The sequence below is a fragment of the Arthrobacter sp. 05T410 genome (genome assembly GCF_056396505.1).
On record NZ_JBFTLP010000002.1, the window covers coordinates 163973 to 182902 of the forward strand.

The window sequence follows — 18930 nt, forward strand, 5'->3', positions numbered from 1 at the left end:
GGAACCGGGCTCCACGCGCACGCAGAACGGTTGTGCAGCTGCACAGCATAGTCTGGATACAGTAGTGCGCGCATGCATAGACTTGCCAGTGAGCGCGGCAGTAGCGTGGCAGTAATCCAGACGCCCGTGCCTGCCTGTGGGAACGAGCGTCCTACAACGAAAACTCATTCAAGAAACTTGTGCCCGCACTAGTTCAACCGAATTGCTGACGAGGGAGTCATTGTGACTGTAACTGCCCAGCCTATTGTTTCCGCGGACCGGGAGAGCGCCCTGCTGGCGTCCGTTCCGACGGGTCTGCTGATCAACGGCGAATGGCGTCCGGCCGTGTCCGGGAAGACCTTCGACGTCGAGGATCCCGCGACCGGGAAGGTCCTGCTCAGCATTGCCGACGCCGGTCCCGAAGACGGCAAGGCGGCCCTGGACGCGGCCGCCGCCGCGCAGGAGTCCTGGGCCAAGGTCCCGGCCCGGGAACGCGGCGAGATCCTGCGCCGCGCCTTCGAGCTGGTGACCGAACGGGCCGAGGACTTCGCGCTCCTGATGACCCTGGAGATGGGCAAGCCGCTGGCCGAGGCCCGTGGCGAGGTCACCTACGGTGCCGAGTTCCTGCGCTGGTTCTCGGAAGAGGCCGTCCGCGCGTTCGGCCGCTACTCGGTTTCCCCGGACGGCAAGTCCCGGCTGCTGGTGACCAAGAAGCCGGTGGGCCCGTGCCTTTTGATCACGCCGTGGAACTTCCCGCTGGCGATGGCCACCCGCAAGATCGCCCCGGCGGTCGCGGCCGGCTGCACGATGGTGCTCAAGTCCGCGAACCTGACCCCGCTGACCTCCCAGCTGTTCGCGGCCGTGATGGTCGAGGCCGGCCTGCCCGCCGGTGTCCTGAACGTCATCCCGACCTCCACGGCCGGCGCCACCACGGGTCCGCTGATCAAGGATCAGCGCTTGCGCAAGCTGTCCTTCACCGGTTCCACCGAGGTCGGCCGCCGGCTGCTCGCGGACGCGTCCGAGACGGTGCTGCGGACCTCGATGGAACTCGGCGGGAACGCCCCGTTCGTCGTCTTCGGGGACGCCGACATCGACGCCGCCGTCGCCGGGGCGATGCTGGCGAAGCTGCGGAACATGGGCGAGGCCTGCACCGCGGCGAACCGGTTCATCGTGCACGAGTCCGTCGCGGCCGAGTTCGCGGAGAAGTTCGCCGCGAAGATGGCGGATATGACCACCGCCCGGGGCACCGAGGCCGAGTCCAAGGTTGGCCCGCTGATCGATGCCAAGAGCCGGGACAAGGTCCACGAACTCGTCACCGACGCCGTGAACTCCGGTGCTGTCGCCGTGACCGGCGGCTCCGCCGTCGAGGGCCCGGGCTACTTCTACAAGCCCACGATCCTCACCGGCGTGAGCGAGGGCAGCCGGATCCTGTCCGAGGAAATCTTCGGGCCCGTCGCCCCGATCATCACCTTTGACACCGAGGACGAGGCCGTCCGGCTCGCGAACAACACCGAGTACGGGCTGGTGGCCTATGTCTTCACCCGGGACCTGAACCGGGGCATCCGGATGGGCGAACGGCTCGAGACCGGCATGCTGGGCCTCAACGCCGGCGTGGTCTCCAACGCTGCCGCCCCGTTCGGCGGCGTCAAGCAGTCCGGTCTGGGCCGTGAAGGCGGCCTCGAGGGCATCGAGGAATACCTCTACACGCAGTACATCGGCATCGCCGACCCCTACGCCGGCTAGCCACGCCAGCTACCCGCGGCGCACCCGGCGGACGGAGTTGCGGATCTTTCCCCAGGATCCCGCGAACCCCCGCCGGGTGCGTCGTGCTGTCCGGGAGTATTGTGCTGTCCGGGAGAGGAATCCGCGGGGCAGCCGGAGGGCCCGTCGCCAGCCGGACATGACCGACGGCGGGAGCCAGGCCGCGCGCAGCCGGACCAGGAAGCCGGCGTTGGCGCGCAGCGAGGCCTGCACCAGGGCGATCCTGGCCGCGGCGGAGTCGGCCGGATCCGTGGAGCCTGCGGTCCGCGCCGGACCGGCCACGCCGCCCGGGCGGCCGTACTGCTCACGTTCGAAGTCCTCGGTCAGGGCCGCCGCGGCCCGCTGGCCGGGCCCGTCCGCACCGCCGGGTTCCCCCAAAACCGTCGAGGCGCGCAACCGCTCGGAGAAATTCCGCGGCGTTTCGCTCGCTCCGGGCGCCACCCCGTAGTCCGTGGCCAGATCCCGCAGTTCCGCCCAGGCCGGCAGCGCCGTCCCGGCCGTGACGCCGGGATAGCCGCGGGACGCCGTCCTCAGCCTGCGGCGCCGCACGCCGCTGCGCACCAGCCGCGGGGAGGCCACCAGCAGCGCCAGCAGCAGCACCGCGGCAACGCTGTACAGCGCCTGTGCCGCCTGCGCGCCGCTGGGCGCCGGCGTGCCCGCTCCGGGAAGCGGGACCGTGCCGGGGGCCGGGAACGGTGCCTGGGTGGAACCGTCACCGGGGGTCAGGGCGTCGTTGCGGTCGTTGGTGCTGGCACCGCTGCGTGCGGCGGCATCCGTGGCGTACGCCGGAACGACGCCGCGGGACGGTGTCGGCTCAAACGCGACCCAGCCGATGCCCTGGAAATAGAGCTCCGGCCAGGCGTGGGCGTCCCGGGCATCGACCTCGAACTCCGGAAGCGGGCCCTGGCCCGAGACCGCCACCGTGGCCCCCGTGGGGCGCCCCGGCGCGTAGCCCACGGCGATCCTGCTCGGAATGCCCTCCAGCCTGGCCATCACGGCCATGGCGGAGGCGAAATGAATGCAGTAGCCGCTCTTCTGGGTCAGGAAGTCCGCCAGCACGGACAGGCCGTTGCCGTCGTAGCCGCCCTGCACGGGGGACTGCAGCGAGTAGCTGAACTCGGCGGAGCGCAGATACCTCTGGATGGCCATGGCCCGCGAATACGGCGAGTTGGCACCCGCCGTCACGGTTTTAGCTGTGCTGCGCACAACCTCCGGAACATTCGACGGTTCCCGGAGGAACAGTTCGGGGACACCGGTCACTGGCCCGGAAGCGCCCGCCAGCAGCGCTGCCGTGAGCTGCGGAGTGACGGACGAGACCACATATTGCTGGTCGCGGGAATTTGTGTCCACACCCTTGATGCTCAGCGTGGCGGGGTCCCAGCTCCAGCGCCCTGAGAGTCCGTTGACAGCTTCCGGCGCATACGGTGCGGGCAGGTACGGGCTCGTGTACTGGCCGGTGTTGACGGCCGTAATTACGCGGAGCTCGGCCGGGGCGGTTTCATGCCCGGCCTCGAGCCGGCCGGTTCCCGGCTGCCGGCTCGACTCCCGGTCATCGGGTGACCAGGAATCGCCGTCAAAGGTGTCCACGGTCACCGAGCGCAGGTACGGCGTCGTCGGCGCGTTCGTGGCGAAGGTGATCCGGCCCTCGCCGGAGGGGCTGCGCAGGCTGTTGCCCAGGCTGATCATCGGATTGAGGCCGGTGGCGCCGCCGAACGGGTTCAGCCGCGAGCCCTGCGGGAACGTGCCCTGGTCGAAACCCGGGATGACCAGCTGCAGCACCAGCGTGAGGGTCAGCGCCGCGACGGCCGTGACCGTGCCGCGCCGGAGCTGCCCGGGGTTGCGGGCGGTGTCGGCCAGGGTGCGGGTATCCGGCGTGTACCAATGGCTGCAGCCGAGGATCAACAGGTACCCGACTACGGCGCCCACGAACCCCAGCACTCCCACGCTTTGCGGCTTGACCATGGCCGGCACCACGAGGATTGCCAGGATCCCGAGCCCGCTCGTGGCCGGCAGCGCCAGCGGGAACGCCAGGGCATCGATGAGGATCACGAGCAGCCCGAGGACCGCGCAGATCAGCATGACGATTCCGGCGTTGGGGGCCACTGGGGTGCTCTCGGCCAGAACCGTTTCGCTGGCCCGCCGGAGGAACTTTCCCAGGTAGTTCATGGTCTCCGGGGAGGGGATGAACCCGGCAACGCTGTGCTGCCGGAAGAAGATGAAGGTCACGGCCACGATCAGCGCCACCAGGCCGCCGGCGGTCACCAGCCAGGGCCGGGCACGCAGGGACCGGAGCACCGCGAGGGAGAACGCAACGGAGAGCACGGTACTGAACACCGGGGAGTACCAGGCCCAGCCACGCAGGACGCCGTTGAATCCGAGGGCCGCGCCCGCGACGGCTACCGCGACGGCGGTCGCCATCACCCAGGGCCGGGCGCCGGGTCCGTCCGGCCGGGACGCCGCACCGGGGGAGAGGGCCGTCGGTTCTTCTCCGCCGGCCGTGCCGGTGCCTTGGCTGCGTTGCGGGGCGAGCGTCATGGCCGGCCCCCCACGCCGCGGCGGACGTCGGCCCCGGCGGACATCCCCGGGTCTGCCTGGTCGAAGGCTGCCCAGGCGTCAGGCAGCGAGCTCTGGGCGGACACCGCCAGGGCCCGCCATCCGCCCAGCCGCAGCGCCTCCAGCACCTCGGGCACTTCGCCGGAGTCCTGTGCCCGGTCCGTGACCAGCAGCGCGAAGGCGTTCGCGCCGAACCCGGCGGCCGGGGACAGCGCCCGGGCCTCGGCCGGGGTCAGGCTGCCCAGGACCGCCAGGACAGGTCCGCGCAGCCGGTGGGCGGAAAGTTTGTCCATCAGGGTGTCGTCGAAGGCGTGCGGGGCATTCCCGGTGCCCGCCCCGGCCCCGGAGCGGAATCCCCCCGGCGCGGAAGATCCGGTGCTGGTTCCCGCCGCGGCCTTCTGCGGGCGGGGCCCCGTGCGGTCACGGTGCGGGTGGTTGTGGTGGTGGGTGTGGTGCGGGCCGGAAAGCTCGATGGCAGCCAGGCTTTCGGCGATGGACTGCAGCCCGGCCGTTCCGGTGTATTCCTCGGCTTCCGGGTCGGGAGCGGACGGCGAATGCCGGAAGGCCGGCTCGCCCGCGCTGTCCAGGAACCGCAGCGAGTAGTTGCGTTCCGCGAGGTGCGCCCCGATCGACATCGCCGCCGTGACAGCCCACTCGAAGGCATCAGAGGTCAGCAGGTCGTGGCCGTCCCCCTCCCCGCCGCCCGGATGGCCGCCGGAGGAATGGGCACTGTGGCCGAACACCCCGTGGGGGTAGGCGGAGAGCCGCTGGTCCAGGATGATGGTCGCCTCGGGGGTCGTGACGGATTCCTCCTGCCGCACCATGAGGGACCCGTGGCGGGCGGTCGCGGCCCAGTGCACCCGGCGCAGCGGATCACCGTGGCGGTATTCGCGGGTCATGACGTCGTCGTCGCTGGGATTGGCCCGGGCCCGCGTGGGTGTGACACCGTCGTGTCCGCGCGCACCGGCGAGCCCCGTCTCCGGCAGCTCGATGGCGGCGGGCGTCACGGTGAGGAGGTCGCCGTCGTCAATCGCGTGGCGGTGGAAGGAGAGCCCGAAGGGATCGCTGAATTCCGCCGTGACGGGCCCGATCAGGAACTGGCCGCGCCTGGCCGAGCGGAGGTGGTACTCATAGCGGCTGGTGCCGCCGGCTGCCGCACGGGCCGGGAACCGGAAGACGGGCGATTCGCCGAACCGGGCCGGCAAGTGTTCCTCCATGACCGCGTGGCCTGTGCCCGCCCCGGTCCGCGCGACGGCCAGCCGCACCGTGGCACGGGCGGAGGTTTCAACCGGCGACGGGCTGAATTCGCGGTAGACCCGGAACCTCGGCTTCAGGACCCGGGTTCCGGCCAGGGCGAGCGCCGGCAGCACCAGCAGCAGGACGGCCAGGGCCAGCAGGTCCCGGCGCCCCATGATCTGCGCGGCCAGCAGCGACACCGCACCGGCGCCGAGCAGGCCCCAGCCGCGGCTACTGAAGAAGTGCCCGGGGAACCGATCCCTTAACGCCACGGCGGAGCCATTCCCTAGCGCGGATTGGGCAGGTTGGGCGGCGGCGCGGCTGCCATGGCCGAGGCCTTCTTCCGGCCAGGGCGGCCGGTTCCGTTGGGTGAGGCCGTCACGTCCGGGGTGACGGGTATCTTGGCGATGATGGCCCGGATGACGCTTTGCGGCGTCTCACCCGCGCTGGCCGCCTTGCGGTCGAGGATGATCCGGTGGGCGAGCACCGCTTCGGCGACGCTGACGACGTCGTCCGGCAGCACAAAGTCCCGGCCCTCCAGCGCGGCGGTGGCCTTCGCCGCACGCAGGAGCTGCAGCATGGACCGCGGGCTGGCGCCGAGCCGGAGAAGCCCGCTTTCCCGCGTGGCCCGGCCCAGGGCCACGGTGTACTCCTTGATCGACCGGGACACGTACACCTGCTGCACCGTGGCAATCATGGCGGCCACTTCCGCCGCGGTGACCACTGCCGTCACACGCGCCAGCGGAGAGGAGGCCTGGTGGGTTTCGAGCATCTCCATCTCGGACTCACGGTCCGGGTAGCCCATGGAAATCCGGGCCATGAAGCGGTCCCGCTGCGCTTCCGGCAGCGGATACGTGCCCTCCATCTCAATGGGGTTCTGCGTCGCCACCACCATGAAGGGCTCATCCAGCCGGTAGGACGTGCCGTCCACCGTGACCTGGTGCTCCTCCATGCACTCCAGCAGGGCTGACTGGGTCTTGGCCGAGGCGCGGTTGATTTCGTCCCCGATGACGATGTTGGCGAACACCGCGCCGTGCCGGAACTCGAAGGTCCGGGTCGCCTGGTTGTAGATGGACACGCCCGTGACGTCGGACGGGAGCAGGTCCGGGGTGAACTGGATCCGGCTGACGGAACAGTCGATGGTGCGGCCCAGCGTCTTCGCCAGGAGCGTCTTGCCCACCCCCGGGACGTCTTCGAGGAGCAGGTGGCCCTGGGCGAGGAGGACCGTGAGCGCCAGTTTGGCCGCTTCGGCCTTGCCGTCGATGACCGTATTGATCGCCGTCAGGATCCGGGTGCTGGCTGAGTGGAAAGCGTCGGCTTCCATGGCCGGCAGTTCATGCCGCGGGGGCCGGTGTCCGGCTGCGTTTGGATCCAAGGAAGCGCGGCCCGGGAGGCTCTGTCCTTGGGGGAGGATGTCGTCTACGGAAGTGCGGTGGTAATCCATCGGCAGCCTTTCAGCCCTGGTGGGTCCCGGATCTGACCGCCCGCGGCGGCCGGGCCCCGCAGTGGCATTCACCTGTTTCCTAACGGGGAAATTACAGAGTATTAACAGACTACTAACACAACTGCCGGCCCTGACAGAGAGTTCCGGGGAAATCTGGCCTCCGGTTAGGGTGGATGAATGCTCAATCCCCTCACTCCCGTCCCCTTCCGGTCGCCTGGACACGACGGTACCGGACGCAGCGGGTATCCGCCCGCACCGGAACCGCTTCCCGTGCCGGTCATGGACAACCACACGCATTTGGATTTTCCCGACGCGGAGCTTGAGGTGGGCATCAAGGACGCCCTCGATGCCGCCGCCGCCGTGGGCGTGCAAGGCGCGGTGCAGGTGGGCTGCGACCTCGAATCGTCCCGGTTTACGGTCAACGCGGTCGACCTCGATTCACGGCTCCTGGGCGCTGTTGCCCTCCACCCCAACGACGCCCCCGGCTACGCCCGGCGCGGCGGCCTGGAGGAGGCCCTGGCCGAGATCGAGGAGCTCGCCGCCCATCCGAGGATCCGGGCGATCGGGGAGACCGGCCTGGACTTCTTCCGGACCGAGGGCGAGGGCCTGGTCCACCAGCGCTATTCGTTCCGCCGCCATATCGACATCGCCAAACGGCTTGGACTGACGCTGCAAATCCACGACCGCGACGCCCACGACGACGTCGTCCAGGTCCTGCGCGAAGAGGGGGCCCCGGAGCGGGTGGTCTTCCACTGTTTCTCAGGCGGCGAGGCGCTCGCCCGGACCTGCAACGCGGAGGGCTGGTACATGTCCTTTGCCGGAACAGTGACATTCAAGAACGCGACGGACCTGCGGGAAGCGCTGGCTATCGCTGAGCCGAGCCGGATCCTGGTCGAGACCGACGCGCCCTTCCTCACCCCGCACCCGCATCGCGGCCGGCCGAACGCGAGCTACATGGTTCCGTACACGGTGCGGGCCATGGCCGATGTGACTGGGTCGGAGCTTTCCGGGCTGTGTGCGCAGATCGCCGCAAATACGGTGCGGGCGTACGGATCCTGGGACTGAACCACCCTCATCCAGACTCCCGGTGTAGATACGGGGTATGCACAAATTCTTGGTTCCTTTATAACGCTTCGATTACAGTGGTCAACTATTAGCCGGGGTCGGGGAAGGCCTACGGATAATTTCACTCCAGCAGGGCGTGCATTGTGGCCAACGAACCACATGCGCGCTCTCGTTTTGGGTGAGGCAGTGCACGCATGTTCCGTGACGCTCCGGACGCTGTCCGGAGCCGCCGTTGGCGCGCTCGCGGGGGATGGCCACGTGCACTTTTCCCCGTGCCCGGAAGGTCCAAGAGATTCGGGCAATTGTGGTCAAGTTCTTCACATCGGACGGCAAGTTCAGCTTCGTCAAGGTTGGCACGCAGCTCGTGGTGCTGGTGGCACTGGTGCTGGGCCTCGTGGCCTTCGTCGGCAATAACAAGACGATCACACTCAACGTGGATGGCAAAGTCAGCTCCGTCCAGACCTTCGGCGGAACCGTCGGGGAAGTCGTCAAGAGCGCCAAGGTTGAACTGCAGCCATCTGACAGGGTGTCGCCTTCGGCGGACGCCCACGTGCAGGACGGGTCAGTCATCAACGTCAACCTCGCCAAGGCCGTCAAGGTCAGCCTGGACGGCGCCGAACGGACCATCTCCACCACCGCACCCACCGTCGAAGGTCTCGTGACCGAACTCGGCGTGGCCAGCGCCTCGCAGGTCTCCGTGCCCAAGGACGCCCAGCTCGCTGTCTCCGGCTCCTTCGTGTCCATCTCGACGCCTAAAAAGGTGAGCCTCGTTGCGGACGGCAAGGCGGCAGCGACCACGACGACGGCGGCCACAGTCGCCAAAGTGCTCGAGGACGCCGGGCTTTCGCTCGGGGCCAGCGACCGCGTCTCCCAGCCCGGGAACGCCCCGGTGGTCAATGACATGGTGATTAAGGTCTCCCGCGTCGACGTCAGCAAGACGGCCAACACCACCGAGCCCGTCGCCTTCGAAACGCTCACCACCGAGAGTGCTGACATGTTCAAGGGTGAGAAGAAGGTCACCCAGGCCGGCGTCGCCGGCACTACCAGCAAGAACTTCAAGCTGGTCCTCGTGGATGGCCGCGAAGCCTCCCGGACCCTGGTGTCCGAGACCGTCAGCGTCCAGCCCGTCACCGAAAAGGTCACTGTCGGCACCAAGGAAAAGCCCAAGCCCGCCGCCAACACCGGTGCGGCCGCCCCCGCCATGATGAACCAGGGCATGTGGGACAAGATCGCCCAGTGCGAATCCGGCGGCAACTGGTCCACCAACACCGGCAACGGCTACTACGGAGGCCTGCAGTTCGACGTCGGCACCTGGCTCAGCTCGGGCGGCGGCGCCTACGCCCCGAACGCCGCGGCCGCCACCAAGGCCCAGCAGATCGCCGTCGCCAACCGGGTCTACGCCCAGCGCGGACTGCAGCCCTGGGGTTGCGGCTGGGCCGCCTCCAGCTAGCAGGCCAGGCCCGCGGCTGACTGCCCGCCACTGAACGCCCGCAACTAAACGCCCGACTCCCGCGGCTGCCGACCACAGCCAGGGGAGAGCACAGGCCGGGTCCGGATTCCCTCCGGACCCGGCCTGCGGCGTACCGGCGCCGGGATAGGATACCTAGGTGACTGAACCGAGCCCCTCCGCCCCCGAAAGCCTGCCCGGAGCGGCGCCCGCACCGCTGATGGGTGCCTCCGATATCCGCCGGCTGGCAGAGGAAATCAGCGTGCGGCCCACGAAGACCCTCGGGCAGAACTTCGTGATCGACGGCAACACCATCCGGCGGATCGTGAACGCCGCCGACATCCGGGCCGATGAGACCGTCCTGGAAGTCGGCCCCGGACTCGGGTCACTGACCCTTGGCCTGCTGGACGCCGCCCGCAGCGTGGTCGCCGTCGAAATCGATCCGGTCCTTGCCGGGCGCCTGCCGGCCACTGTCGCCGCGTGGCGACCGCACGCCGTCGGGAACTTCCACCTCGTGCTGGCCGACGCCATGCGGGTCACCAAACTTCCCGTCGAGCCGACCGCCCTCGTCGCGAATCTTCCCTACAACGTGGCCGTTCCCGTGGTGCTGCACCTCCTGCAGCACTTCCCGAGCCTGCAGCACGGCCTGGTCATGGTCCAGGATGAAGTCGCCGACCGGCTCGCGGCCGGGCCCGGCTCCAAGACCTACGGCGTTCCATCCGTCAAAGCCGCTTGGTACAGCAGCATGCGCAAGGCCGGCGTGATCGGCATGAACGTCTTCTGGCCAGCGCCCAAGATCCATTCCGGACTCGTCGCCTTCACGCGCCGGGAGCCCCCGGTTACGACCGCCACCAGGGAGCAGGTCTTCGCCGTGATCGACGCCGCCTTCGCGCAGCGCCGCAAGACGCTCCGGGCCGCGCTGGCCGGCTGGGCCGGCAGTGCCGCCGAGGCCGAACGCTGCCTGCGGGCCGCCGGCGTCGACCCCACAGCACGCGGCGAAGTGATCGACATCGCGGCGTTCGCCAGAATCGCCGAAGCCCACGGACAAGCGGACTCCTGAGCTCCTTGTGAGCCCTGCATGGGCGCCTCCGGGGGCGGTTGCGTGCTTGGAGCCCGGGCCGCGATGCCATAGCGTGGAGCCATGAACGCAGTGAGAGGGCGCTTTGCCGCGAGGACCGTCCGGGTGAAAGCTCCAGGCAAGGTTAACGTCTCACTGGACGTCGGACCGCTGCGGCCGGACGGCTACCACTCCGTGGCCAGCGTCTACCTGGCTGTCTCGCTCTACGAAGAAATTGCCGCCACCAGCACCGATACCGGCGAGATCACCGTCAGCATCAGCGATGCGAGCACCGTGGACCTCGACGGGGTGGACATTCCGCTCGATCACCGCAACCTGGCCTACAAAGCCGCCGCTATCATGGCCGACGTCTCGGAACACTCCACGGGTGTCCACCTGGAGATCACCAAACGGGTGCCCGTGGCTGGCGGCATGGGCGGCGGATCAGCCGACGCCGCCGCCACCCTGCTGGCCTGCGACGCGTTGTGGAACAGCGGACTGTCCCGCGATGAGCTGGCCCACCTGGCCGCCGAGCTCGGCGCCGATGTTCCCTTCGCGCTCCTGGGCGGCACCGCCGTCGGACTAGGCCTGGGCGATGACCTCTCGCCGGCCCTGGTCAAGGCCCAGACGGACTGGGTCCTGGTCAGCGCGGACTTCGGCCTGCCCACCCCTGAGGTCTACCGCACCCTGGACCGCCTGCGCGCGGCCGAGGGCCTGGCGGTGGACGAACCCGACGCCGTGGATCCCGGCGTGCTCACGGCTCTGCGCAGCGGCGATGCCGACGCCCTGAGCCGCGTGCTGGTCAACGACCTCCAGCGCGCCTCGATCGAACTGGCCCCGGGCCTGCGCGAGACCCTGGGCCGCGGCGAAGCCTGCGGCGCGATCGCAGGCATCGTCTCCGGCTCCGGACCCACCGTCGCGTTCCTCGCGCACAGCCCCGCCGCGGCCGCCGGGCTCGCCGAAGAGCTGCGGCACCACAGCCTCGACGCCATGGCGGTGCACGGGCCGGTGCACGGGGCCCGCATCATCTCCGATACGCTCCTTTAGGAGCTTTTGACGCATCGCATCCGATGACTTCACAGCTTCACTTCACCGATACACCTAAGAAAGCAGTTCCCAGTGGCACACCTGCTCGGCGGCGAGAACCTCACGGTCTCGTATGCAACCCGTACCGTCCTCGATGGCATTACCCTCGGCCTTGAAGAGGGCGACCGGATCGGCATGGTGGGCCGCAACGGTGACGGCAAGTCAACCCTGATGCGGTTGCTGGCCATGCGCTCCACCCCGGACTCCGGCCGGGTGACCAAGCGCAGCGAGGTCAACATCGGCTACCTGGACCAGAGCGACGTGCTCGACGGCGACCTCACCGTCGGCGCCGCGATCGTGGGGGACCAGGCCGACTACGAGTGGGCCCGCAATCCCCAGATCCGCGAAGTCATGGGCGGGCTGGTGTCCGACGTCGACTGGCACGCCAACGTCCACGCGCTCTCCGGCGGGCAGAAGCGGCGTGTGGCGCTGGCCAAGCTGCTGATCGAGGACCACGACGTCATCATGCTCGACGAGCCCACCAACCACCTCGACGTCGAAGGCGTCGCGTGGCTGTCCCGGCACCTGAAGACCCGCTGGCGGGCCAACCAGGGCGCCTTCCTCGTGGTCACCCACGACCGCTGGTTCCTCGACGAAGTCTGCACCAAGACCTGGGAAATCCACGACGGCATCATGGACCCGTTCGACGGCGGCTATGCCGCCTACGTCCTGGCCCGGGCCGAGCGCGACCGCTCCGCTTCCGTGATGGAAAGCAAGCGCCAGCAGCTCGTGAAGAAGGAACTCGCCTGGCTCCGGCGCGGTGCCCCGGCCCGCACCGCCAAGCCCAAGTTCCGGATCGAGGCAGCCAACGCCCTGATCGCGGACGTCCCCGAGCCGCGTGACTCGACGGCGCTGAGCAAGATGGCCACCGCCCGGCTGGGCAAGGATGTCCTGGACCTCGAGCACGTCTCGCTGGACTTCCTCGGCGGCGAGCCCGGGCAGAAGCTCTTCGACAACATCACGCTGCGCCTCGCCCCCGGGGAGCGGCTGGGCCTCGTGGGCGTCAACGGCGCCGGCAAGACCACCCTGCTCAAACTCCTCAACGGTGAGATCCAGCCCAGCTCCGGGAAGGTCAAGCGCGGCAAGACGGTGGTCACCGCGGTCCTGACCCAGGAGGTCAAGGAACTCGACGACGTCTCGGACCTGCGCGTGATCGAAGTGATCGAGCGGGAAAAGCGCTCCTTCAACGTCGGCGGCAAGGAATTCACCGCCGGCCAGCTCGTGGAGCAGCTGGGCTTCACCAACGAGAAGCAGTGGACCCCGGTCAAGGACCTCTCCGGTGGCGAACGCCGGCGGCTGCAGCTCCTGCGCCTGCTCGTGGGGGAGCCGAACGTGCTGATGCTTGACGAGCCGACCAACGACCTCGACACCGACACCCTCGCCGCCGTCGAAGATGTGCTCGACGGCTGGCCGGGCACGCTCGTCGTCGTCAGCCACGACCGCTACCTGCTCGAGCGCGTCACTGACCACCAGATGGCGCTCCTTGGCGATGGCAAGATCCGTGCCCTGCCGCGCGGCGTGGACCAGTACCTCGAACTGCGGGAAGGGGCCATGGCCGGCTCCACGATCACAGGCGGCGGCAACCCCGTCACCTCCGCCGGCGGGGGATCCGCTCCCGCCACCAGCGGCCCTTCCGAGGCCGAAAAGCGCGACGCCCGCAAGGCCAAGAACCGGATCGACCGCCAGCTGGGCAAACTCAAGCAGCAGGAAGACAAGATCCACGCCCAGATGACCGCCGGGGCCGGGGACGCCAGCAAGTTCGACCAGCTCGCCGGGCTTAACGCGAAACTCCAGGAACTGGCCGGGGAACGCGAAGCCCTTGAACTCGAATGGCTCGAAGCCCTGGAAGTGCTGGGGGAGTAGCCTCCTGCCCTCCCCGGGACATGCCCAGCGTGAGCACCCGCCGCTGGACATGTCCCTCGCAGCCCTCAAAACCCACGGGACATGTCCCTCGGCGCGGGCCAACACCGGACATGTCCCTTGGCGGGCTCAAATCCCGCAGGGCATGTCCCACGGCGCGGACCAGCATTGGACATGTCCCTTGGAGGGCTCAAATCCCGCCGGGCATGTCCCTCGCCGCGGGCCAGCATTGGACATGTCCCTTGGAGGGCTCAAATCCCGCCGGGCATGTCCCTCGCCGCGGGCCAGGGATGGGCATATTGGCGTTATGCCCATTGTCCGGGACCAACACTGGGCATATCCCGCATAGGGACCGAGGTCTCTGCGCACGCCCGGGAAGGCACGTCCCGCGGAGTGCGTGAATCCTGCGGCACATGTCACTTGGCGCGGGCCAGTATTGGACATGTCCCTTGGAGGGCTCAAATCCCGCAGGGCATGTCCCACGGCGCGGGCCAGGGATGGGCATATTGGCATTATGTCCATTGCTCGGGACCAACATTGGGCTCATCCCGCGTAGGGGCCGAGGTCTTTGTGCGCCCAAAAAGGCACGTCCCGCGGAGTGCGTGATTCCTGCGGCATATGTCCGGCCGCGCGGACCAACACTGGACATGTCCACTGGAGGGGCGAAATCCCGCTGGACATGTCCCGCGGCCCGGTCCAGAGATGGGCATATTGGCATTATGTCCATTGCTCGGCTCCAACGCTGGGCATGTCCCGCGTGGGGAACGGGATCTCTGCGCGCGCCCGGGAAGGCACGTTCCGCGGAGCTCGTGAATCCCGCGGCACATGTCCCGCCGCGCGGACCAGGAATGGGCATGTCCCGTGGCGCTGGCCGCACCGCCCACCCGCGCCTGCCCGCTCCTTCCGCGGCGCTGAGTCGCACGAGCATCAACCTTCGTGGCAGAATTGATTCTCGTGCCACAGGTCAAGCCTGGGCACGGTCCGCTCTGGTGTAATGGCAGCACCCCGGCCTTTGGAGCCGTGGAGTATAGGTTCGAGTCCTATGGGCGGAACTTGGCGAGACACACCGCGCAACCAAGCAAGGAGAGCCAATACGTGAGCCCCGAGAATACTGGCCCGGCCGCCGTGATCGTCCTAGCTGCAGGGGCCGGTACCCGGATGAAATCCCGTACCCCCAAAATTCTCCATGAGATCGGCGGCCGCTCGCTGGTCGGCCACGCGCTCCAGGCGGCCCGCAGTATCAGCCCCCGCGAGCTGGCCCTGGTGGTCCGGCATGAACGCGACCTCGTGGCCGCCCACGTCTCCGCCCTCGATCCGAAAGCCCTGATTGTGGACCAGGACGATGTGCCCGGCACCGGCCGCGCGGTCGAGGCGGCACTGGAAGCGCTCGACACGCTCGACCCCCAAGGCCCGCTGGGCGGAACGGTCGTGGTCACGTACGGCGACGTCCCGCTGCTCACCGGTGGCCTGCTCGGCGAGCTCGTCGCCGCCCACGAGGCCGAGGGCAACTCCGTCACCGTCCTCACCGCCGTGCTCGAGGACGCCACCGGCTACGGTCGCATCCTCCGCGCAGAAGACGGAACCGTCACGGGAATCCGCGAGCACAAGGACGCCACCAGCGCCGAACGCGAAATCCGTGAGGTTAACTCCGGCATCTACGCCTTCGACGCCGCCGTCCTGCGCGACGCGCTGGTCCACGTCACCACGGACAACGCCCAGGGCGAAAAGTACCTCACCGATGTCCTGGCCCTGGCCCGCACCGCGGGCGGCCGCGTCGCCGCCGTCGTCACCGACGACCGCTGGCAGGTGGAGGGCGCCAACGACCGCGTCCAGCTCTCGGCGCTCGGCGCTGAACTCAACCGCCGCACCCTCGAAGCCTGGATGCGCGCCGGGGTGACCGTCGTGGATCCCGCCACGACCTGGATCGACGCCACGGTGACGCTCGACGAGGACGTCCGGCTCCTGCCCAACACCCAGCTGCACGGCAGCACCACGGTGGCTCGCGACGCCGTCGTCGGCCCGGACACCACGTTGACCGACGTCACGGTGGGGGAGGGCGCCACGGTGATCCGCACCCATGGCTCCGGCTCCACGATCGGGGCGCGCGCCAGCGTCGGCCCCTTCACCTACCTGCGCCCGGGCACCGTCCTGGGCGAGACCGGCAAGATCGGCGCGTTCTACGAAACCAAGAACGTCACGATCGGCCGCGGCTCGAAGCTGTCCCACCTCGGCTACGCCGGGGACGCGGAGATCGGCGAGGACACCAACATCGGCTGCGGCAACATCACGGCCAACTACGACGGCGAGAAGAAGCACCGTACGGTGATCGGCTCGGGTGTGCGCACCGGTTCGAACACCGTGTTCGTGGCCCCCGTGCGCGTGGGCGACGGCGCCTACAGCGGCGCCGGTGCGATCATCCGCAAGGACGTCCCGGCCGGCGCCCTCGCCGTCACCCTGGCCAAGCAGCGGAACTCGGACGGCTGGGTTGCGGCCAACCGCCCCGGTTCCGTTTCCGCCGGCCTGGCCGTTTCCGCCGGCCTGGCCGAGTCCGCCCTGGCCGAATCCGCTGCCGCGGTGGATTCCGCCGCGGGCGCCGCCCCAACATCCTCCACTACTCCGGCACCGACAGAAGAGGGCTAGCAATCATGAGCGAAATTACGGCACACGGCGAGAAGAAGCTGGTGCTGGCCGCGGGGCGCGCGCACCCTGAGCTGGCGAAGGAGATCGCGAAGGAGCTCGGCACCGAGCTGCTGCCCCTGGACGCCTACGACTTCGCCAACGGCGAGATCTACGTGCGGGCCGGCGAGAGCGTCCGAGGCACCGACGCCTTCGTAATCCAGGCCCACCCGGCCCCGTTGAACAACTGGCTCATGGAACAGCTGATCATGATCGATTCGCTCAAGCGGGCCTCCGCCAAGCGCATCACTGTGGTGTCCCCGTTCTACCCCTACGCCCGGCAGGACAAGAAGGGCCGTGGCCGCGAGCCGATCTCGGCACGCCTCGTCGCCGATCTGTACAAGACCGCCGGCGCCGACCGCATCATGAGTGTGGACCTGCACACTTCCCAGATCCAGGGCTTCTTCGACGGCCCCGTGGACCACCTGATGGCCATTCCGCTCCTGGCCGACTACATCCGCACCCGGGTCGGCTCGGACAAGGTCACGGTCGTCTCGCCGGACACCGGCCGCGTCCGCGTGGCCGAGCAGTGGGCCGAGCGCCTCGGCGGCGCGCCGCTGGCGTTCGTGCACAAGAGCCGGGACCTCACCGTGCCCAACCAGGCCGTCTCCAAGACGGTCGTGGGCCAGATTGAAGGCCGCACCTGCGTCCTGATCGACGACATGATCGATACCGGCGGAACCATCTCCGGCGCCGTCCAGGTGCTCAAGAACGCCGGCGCCAAGGATGTCATCATCGCCGCGACCCACGCCGTGTTCTCCGATCCGGCGGCCCGTCGGCTCTCCGAGTCCGGCGCCCGCGAAGTGGTGGTCACCAACACGCTGCCGATCACCGCGGACAAGCGGTTCCCGCAGCTGACCGTGCTCTCCATCGCGCCGCTGATCGCCCGCGCCATCCGTGAAGTGTTCGACGACGGCTCCGTCACCAGCCTGTTCGACGGCCAGGCCTAAGCCGGCCGGCGGAGGGCCCGGTTTCAGAAACCGGTCCCTCCGCTGGTAGCCTTGTACCGAAACCTTGGCGAGGGAGAGCGCCGGCCTTCCGTATTGAATTCCTTATTGACGGGAAATTAATCGGAACCCGGACTGCTGGTCTCCGTAATCGACTGGGTCTGAATCTCCTTCTGAAGGGCAGCCGCACGGCAGCCCGGCGTCGAAGGTCGTAAACAGACCTCCGCCCTTGCTGAACACCGTTTAGTCCCACAGCTTGAAATCCCACGAGGAGATATCCATGTCTGAGCAGAAGCTCGCAGCAGAAGTCCGCACCGAATTCGGCAAGGGCTTCGCCCGCCGCGCCCGCATGGCCAACCTGATCCCGGCCGTCATCTACGGCCACGGTGCCGAGCCGATCCACATCACCCTGCCGGCGAAGGCCACCACCCTGGCCGTCCGCACCGCCAACGCCCTGCTGACCCTGGACATCGACGGCGAGCAGCACCTGGCCCTCGTCAAGGACATCCAGCGCAACCCGATCAAGCAGATCATCGAGCACCTCGACCTGCTGACCGTCCGCACCGGCGAGAAGGTCACCGTTGACGTGCCCGTTCACCTCAGCGGAGAGCTGGCCCCGGGCAACGTCCACAACCTGGAAATGACGGTCGTTTCCGTCGAGGCCGAGGCAACCCACCTGCCGACCGCCATCGAGGTCAGCATCGAAGGCCGTAGCGCCGGCGAGCACATCCACGCTTCCGACCTCGTCCTGCCGAAGGGTTCCACCCTGCTGGCCGATCCCGAAGCGCTCGTCGTCAACATCTCCGAGGCCACCGAAAACGTCGAAGAGGGCGAAGAGGGCGAAGCAGCCGCACCGTCGGCCGAAGCAGCAGCCGAGTAATTCCGTTGAATTTTACGGCGGCCGGGTCCCTCAGGGGCCCGGCCGCCGTCGTCTCTGATGCCGTATCCCGCGCCGTACGCGCCCCGTAGCCGGCTGCCTGCCCCGACCCACTTGACCCGTCCCACCTGACCCGCCCCACTGGCCGCGCCCCCGGCTGCGTCCCACCGAAGGACTGACCCATGACCGACACCTGGCTGATCGTAGGCCTTGGAAACCCCGGATCCGAGTACAGCCACAACCGGCACAACGTCGGCCAGATGGTCCTGGACGAACTCGCCTCGCGCGTCGGCGGTGGCTTCAAATCGCACAAATCGCGTGCCCAGGTCCTCGAAGGGCGCCTGGGCATCGGCGGACCCCGGATCGTGCTGGCCAAGCCGCTGTCATACATGAACGTCTCCGGCGGCCCAGTGTCTGCCCTGGCCCAGTTCTACGGCATCGATCCGGCCCACGTCATTGCCGTCCATGACGAGATCGACATCCCCTTCGACACCGTGCGGCTCAAGATCGGCGGCGGCGAAGGCGGCCACAACGGACTGCGCGACATCTCCAAGGCCCTGGCCACCAAGGACTACCTGCGCGTGCGGGTCGGCGTCGGGCGTCCGCCCGGACGGATGGAGACCGCGGACTTTGTCCTGCGTGACTTTTCCGCGCCGGAGAAAAAAGAACTGCCCTTCCTCATCGACTCAGCTGCCGACGCCGTCGAACTCCTGGTCCGGGACGGCCTCACCGCCGCCCAACAAAAGTTCCACCCCGCCAAGGCGACGTAGCCCTCCCGGACGTAAACGCAGGCAAAACAGCACGCAGCCGAAACGCCCCGACCGCGGGCCGGCCCGGGCCCGCGGCAGGCGGGCGACGACTAAGTTGCATGCCGATTGCGTGTTTCCTTTCCAAGCTTTCCGCATTCCAGCTATGATCTGTCTACTCTCACGTCGGGGGATA

At 68.6% G+C, this 18930-nt stretch carries 13 protein-coding genes and 1 tRNA gene; 11 read left to right on the plus strand and 3 right to left on the minus strand.

The window, feature by feature from the left end; genetic code table 11:
* Positions 1-222: 222 nt before the first annotated feature.
* Positions 223-1722: an NAD-dependent succinate-semialdehyde dehydrogenase gene (locus tag AC1DFR_RS03235; protein WP_223914141.1), complete on the plus strand. Its 1500-nt coding sequence runs from the start codon at positions 223-225 to the stop codon at positions 1720-1722.
* A 9-nt stretch (positions 1723-1731) separates the two neighbouring features.
* Here AC1DFR_RS03235 and AC1DFR_RS03240 read toward each other — a convergent pair whose 3' ends face one another.
* The 3 genes from AC1DFR_RS03240 to AC1DFR_RS03250 are packed head-to-tail and all read right to left on the minus strand — an operon-like array spanning position 1732 to position 6973.
* On the minus strand, positions 1732-4275 hold the full coding sequence (locus tag AC1DFR_RS03240; protein ID WP_476872711.1) for a transglutaminase TgpA family protein: 2544 nt from the start codon (positions 4273-4275) through the stop codon (positions 1732-1734).
* The gene (locus tag AC1DFR_RS03245; protein ID WP_476872712.1) at positions 4272-5801 is read right to left on the minus strand and encodes a DUF58 domain-containing protein; all 1530 of its coding nucleotides are present in this window, start codon (positions 5799-5801) and stop codon (positions 4272-4274) included. Before AC1DFR_RS03245 ends, AC1DFR_RS03240 begins: the two co-directional genes overlap by 4 nt.
* Positions 5802-5815: 14 nt before the next feature.
* Positions 5816-6973, minus strand: coding sequence for an AAA family ATPase (locus tag AC1DFR_RS03250; RefSeq protein ID WP_476849067.1), 1158 nt, complete (start codon positions 6971-6973; stop codon positions 5816-5818).
* A gap of 177 nt (positions 6974-7150) precedes the next feature.
* Between AC1DFR_RS03250 and AC1DFR_RS03255 the strand changes: the two genes are divergently transcribed.
* From AC1DFR_RS03255 to pth, 10 genes are all read left to right on the plus strand, one after another.
* Positions 7151-8038 (plus strand): TatD family hydrolase, encoded by an 888-nt coding sequence (locus AC1DFR_RS03255; RefSeq protein ID WP_476871268.1) that lies wholly within the window; start codon positions 7151-7153, stop codon positions 8036-8038.
* Positions 8039-8342: 304 nt separating this feature from the next.
* The gene (locus tag AC1DFR_RS03260; protein ID WP_476849065.1) at positions 8343-9488 is read left to right on the plus strand and encodes a ubiquitin-like domain-containing protein; all 1146 of its coding nucleotides are present in this window, start codon (positions 8343-8345) and stop codon (positions 9486-9488) included.
* Between the two features lie 217 nt (positions 9489-9705).
* Complete coding sequence (rsmA, locus tag AC1DFR_RS03265; protein WP_476856643.1) at positions 9706-10545, plus strand: 16S rRNA (adenine(1518)-N(6)/adenine(1519)-N(6))-dimethyltransferase RsmA; 840 nt, start codon at positions 9706-9708, stop codon at positions 10543-10545.
* A gap of 81 nt (positions 10546-10626) precedes the next feature.
* A complete protein-coding gene (locus AC1DFR_RS03270) occupies positions 10627-11589 on the plus strand; it encodes a 4-(cytidine 5'-diphospho)-2-C-methyl-D-erythritol kinase (RefSeq protein WP_028276492.1) in 963 nt (320 codons plus the stop codon).
* Between the two features lie 72 nt (positions 11590-11661).
* On the plus strand, positions 11662-13491 hold the full coding sequence (locus AC1DFR_RS03275) for an ABC-F family ATP-binding cassette domain-containing protein (RefSeq protein ID WP_476859129.1): 1830 nt from the start codon (positions 11662-11664) through the stop codon (positions 13489-13491).
* Between the two features lie 977 nt (positions 13492-14468).
* Positions 14469-14540: transfer RNA gene (locus AC1DFR_RS03280), tRNA-Gln, on the plus strand.
* Between the two features lie 43 nt (positions 14541-14583).
* Positions 14584-16128 (plus strand): bifunctional UDP-N-acetylglucosamine diphosphorylase/glucosamine-1-phosphate N-acetyltransferase GlmU, encoded by a 1545-nt coding sequence (glmU, locus tag AC1DFR_RS03285; protein ID WP_476872713.1) that lies wholly within the window; start codon positions 14584-14586, stop codon positions 16126-16128.
* Positions 16129-16133: 5 nt separating this feature from the next.
* Positions 16134-17114: a ribose-phosphate diphosphokinase gene (locus AC1DFR_RS03290; protein WP_018774662.1), complete on the plus strand. Its 981-nt coding sequence runs from the start codon at positions 16134-16136 to the stop codon at positions 17112-17114.
* Between the two features lie 277 nt (positions 17115-17391).
* Positions 17392-17991 carry a 50S ribosomal protein L25/general stress protein Ctc gene (locus tag AC1DFR_RS03295; protein ID WP_028276489.1) on the plus strand — a complete coding sequence of 200 codons (600 nt, stop codon included), beginning with the start codon at positions 17392-17394 and terminating at the stop codon, positions 17989-17991.
* A 179-nt stretch (positions 17992-18170) separates the two neighbouring features.
* The gene (gene pth, locus AC1DFR_RS03300; protein ID WP_223914139.1) at positions 18171-18758 is read left to right on the plus strand and encodes an aminoacyl-tRNA hydrolase; all 588 of its coding nucleotides are present in this window, start codon (positions 18171-18173) and stop codon (positions 18756-18758) included.
* Positions 18759-18930 lie beyond the last annotated feature (172 nt).